The sequence below is a fragment of the Dietzia sp. B19 genome (assembly GCF_014145155.1).
GTDB lineage: Bacteria > Actinomycetota > Actinomycetes > Mycobacteriales > Mycobacteriaceae > Dietzia > Dietzia natronolimnaea.
This window is the reverse complement of the sequence record NZ_JAALED010000072.1, coordinates 1-2976: the sequence shown is the minus strand read 5'-3', so window position 1 is coordinate 2976 and position 2976 is coordinate 1. Positions and strand designations below refer to the sequence as shown.

Below are 2976 nucleotides of genomic sequence, written 5' to 3'. Positions count from 1 at the left end.
GTCCGCGGCCAGGAGCGCGGCGGGGGAGGCGGTGAGGTGACGCGGGGCGGACATGTCAGGCGTTCGCGGGCTCGCTGGTGCCGGCACCGCGCGTGCGGATGGCGACCTTCTTCTCCTGCTTCTCCTGAGCGGCGGGCGCCGCCACGGGCGCAGCACCGGGCACTGCCGCGGGAGCCGTTCCCGGGTTCGCGGGGTGGTGAGGCGCATGGCCGGCCCCGTCCATCTGCAGGACCTCGAGCCCGGCGTCGGCGATCATCTGCAGGTCTTCGCCGCCGGGCTGGCCCTCGCTGGTGAGGTAGTCGCCGAGGAACAGCGAGTTGGCCACGAAGAGGCCCATGCCCTGGAGGTAGCCGAGGTGGCGTTCGCGGCCGGCGGCCATCCGGATCTCGGTGTCGGGGGCGACGAACCGGACCATCGCGAGGATCCGCAGGCAGTCGCGCGGGTTGAGCGTGTCCACGCCCTCGAGCGGGGTGCCGTCGAAGGGCAGCAGGAAGTTCACCGGGATCGAGTCGACGCCCTTGGCGCGCAGGTCGAAGGCCAGCTCGACCAGCTGCTCGCGGGTCTCGCCCATGCCGGCGATGAAGCCCGAGCACGCCGACAGGCCCGCGCCGTGCGCCTGGCTCACGGTGTGCTCGCGGTCGGCGTAGGTGTGGGTCGTGCAGATCTCCTCGTAGTGGCTCTCCGCCGTGTTGAGGTTGTGGTTGTAGGCGTCGGCGCCGCTCGCGCAGAGCTTCTCGGCCTGACCGTCCTTCAGCGCGCCCAGGCAGGCGCACACCTCGACGCCCGGGGTGTCGGACTTGATGGCCTCGATGATGTCGGAGACCTTGCCGACCTCGCGGTTGCTCGGGCCGGTGCCGCTGGCGACCAGACACACGCGCGAGGCGCCGGCCGCGATGCCCGCCTTGGCCGCGGTGACGGCCTCCTCGGTGTTCAGCCAGGTGTAGCGCAGGATCCCGGCGGTGGAGTTGAGGCGCTGCGAGCAGTAGAAACAGTCCTCCGGGCACAGGCCGCTCTTGAGGTTGACCAGGTAGTTGACCTTGACCTTGTTGCCGAAGTGCTCGAACCGCAGCCGGGACGCGGCCGCGACCACCTCCATGAGCTCGGCGTCGGACGAGTCGAGCACGGCGAGTGCCTCCGTCGCGTCGATCGCCCCGCCGTCGAGAATGCGGTCCGCGAGCTCGTGCCAACGGGTGGTCGTGGTGGCCATGGTTCCTCCTGAACGCCGTTCATTGAACGCCGTTAAGGTAGCGGGAATTCGCCGACTTGTACAGCGTTCAGGTTGCAGGCGCGTCGGAGCCGCGGGAGGGGCGATAGGGTTACCGGTCGTGGCTCTCAACAAGTCGGCCGTCGTCGACACCGCGCTCGGACTCCTGCATGAAGCGGGGTTGCCCGGCATGTCGATGCGCACGCTGGCGACGCGGCTGAACGTCCAGCCGAGTGCTCTGTACTGGCACTTCCCGTCAAAGCAGGCGCTGCTCACCGCCGTCGCCGAACGGGTCCTGGCGGACGTGGCCCCGGTGAAGGCCGGCGCATCGGCCGCCGACGAACTGCGCGGGGTGACCCGGGCGATGCGGATCGCTGTCGCGGGGGTGCCCGACGGGGCCGAGATCGTGGCACTGGGGCTGGCTGCCGGTGCGGTGAACCCGGTGGCCGACGCGGTCGCACGGACGTGTGCGCGGCACGGGGGCGGCGATCGGGCGGCGGGCCTGACCACGGCTCTCACCGCCTACGTCCTCGGCGTGACGATCGAGGAGCAGACCCACCACAACCTCGCCGCCGTGGACCCCGCGATGCCGCGCGTGGACTACGACTCGCGATTCGACGAGGGGCTCGGGGCGATGCTGGCGGGGATGGTCGGCTGACGCCGCGCCTCGGCCGGGCCCGCACATCGAAAAGGACGTTCCGCACACCTGCTTCTCGCGAAACGTGTGCGGAACGTCCTGATCGATGAGTGGCTATGGATGAGTGCTGCCGACCGCGAACGGTCGGACCCGACTCAACTCCGGGTGAACACCTGGGTGGCGTAGAGCTTGTTGTCGCCGGCCACGGCGACGCCCATACCCATCGAGGTGTGGTCGGTGCGCAGCAGGTTGAGCCTATGTCCGGTGGACGCCATCCACTGGTTGACCAGCTGCTGAGGGGTGGCGTTGCGCCAGTTCTGCAGCACGTTCTCCGACCAGCGCGTGGTGCCGGCCGGGACCTGGTCGCGCAGATCGGGGTTGTGGTACATGCGGTTCTCCGCGGCCTGCACCTGGCTCCAGGCGGTGGCCAACCGGACGAGCGCGTCGTTGGACGGGAGCGGAGCCCGGCCGTTGGCCACGCGCGCGGCGTTGGTGGCGTCGTGGAGCTGCTGGCGGTACTCGGCGCTCGTGGGATCGAGGGCCGGGACCGTACCGCCGCCGCCGACGGCGACGCCGAACGACGAGCCCGGCATGAGGAACTGCTGCGCAGAGGCCGCGGGGACGCCGAGTCCGGCGACAGCCATGGTGGCGGCAGCGCAGACGGCGAGGGGCTTGACGAAACGAGGGGAAGTGCGACGCACGAGGGATCTCCAGTTCTGCACACCCCGAGGGGGAGGGCGTGCAGAGGCCACGGTAGAGAGCAAGTCCCCGCCGGGCTAGGGGGAAAAGAAATCTAGCCGTATTTTCACACAGTTAACCGGAAGAACCCCTGGTCGTGCTACCCCCGCTCGAAGTCGAGTACGACGTGGATCACTCCGTCCTCGCCCGCGGCCGTTCCCACTCCCACCTTCGTGAACGCGCTGTCGAGCATCCGCTCGCGCATCCCGGTGTCGGTGAGCATCGCGGTGAGCACGTTCTGCGGCGTGGCCTCCGGGGGCAGGGTCAGGACCGTGCGGTCGCGGGCCTCGCCGCTGTCGGGGACCGGGAGGTCGCCGGTCGTGGGGTCGCCCACCGCCAGCTGGTCCGCGCGGACCGCGGCCTCGACGGAGAGGATCGCGTCGGTGACCAGCCGCTC

The 2976-nt window shown here is 70.3% G+C and carries 3 protein-coding genes and 1 pseudogene; 1 reads left to right on the top strand and 3 read right to left on the bottom strand.

Translation table 11 applies throughout. From position 1 onward, the window contains the following. Positions 1-55: 55 nt before the first annotated feature. A complete protein-coding gene (gene bioB, locus G6020_RS02985) occupies positions 56-1207 on the bottom strand; it encodes a biotin synthase BioB (protein ID WP_182609607.1) in 1152 nt (383 codons plus the stop codon). Between the two features lie 118 nt (positions 1208-1325). Between bioB and G6020_RS02980 the strand changes: the two genes are divergently transcribed. Next, entirely contained in the window at positions 1326-1862 is a 537-nt protein-coding gene (locus G6020_RS02980) for a TetR family transcriptional regulator (protein ID WP_182609606.1), read from the top strand. A 134-nt stretch (positions 1863-1996) separates the two neighbouring features. Here G6020_RS02980 and G6020_RS02975 read toward each other — a convergent pair whose 3' ends face one another. Next, complete coding sequence (locus G6020_RS02975; protein ID WP_179524381.1) at positions 1997-2542, bottom strand: CAP domain-containing protein; 546 nt, start codon at positions 2540-2542, stop codon at positions 1997-1999. A 137-nt stretch (positions 2543-2679) separates the two neighbouring features. After that, a pseudogene (locus G6020_RS02970) lies at positions 2680-2976 on the bottom strand (CAP domain-containing protein); the annotation flags it as partial.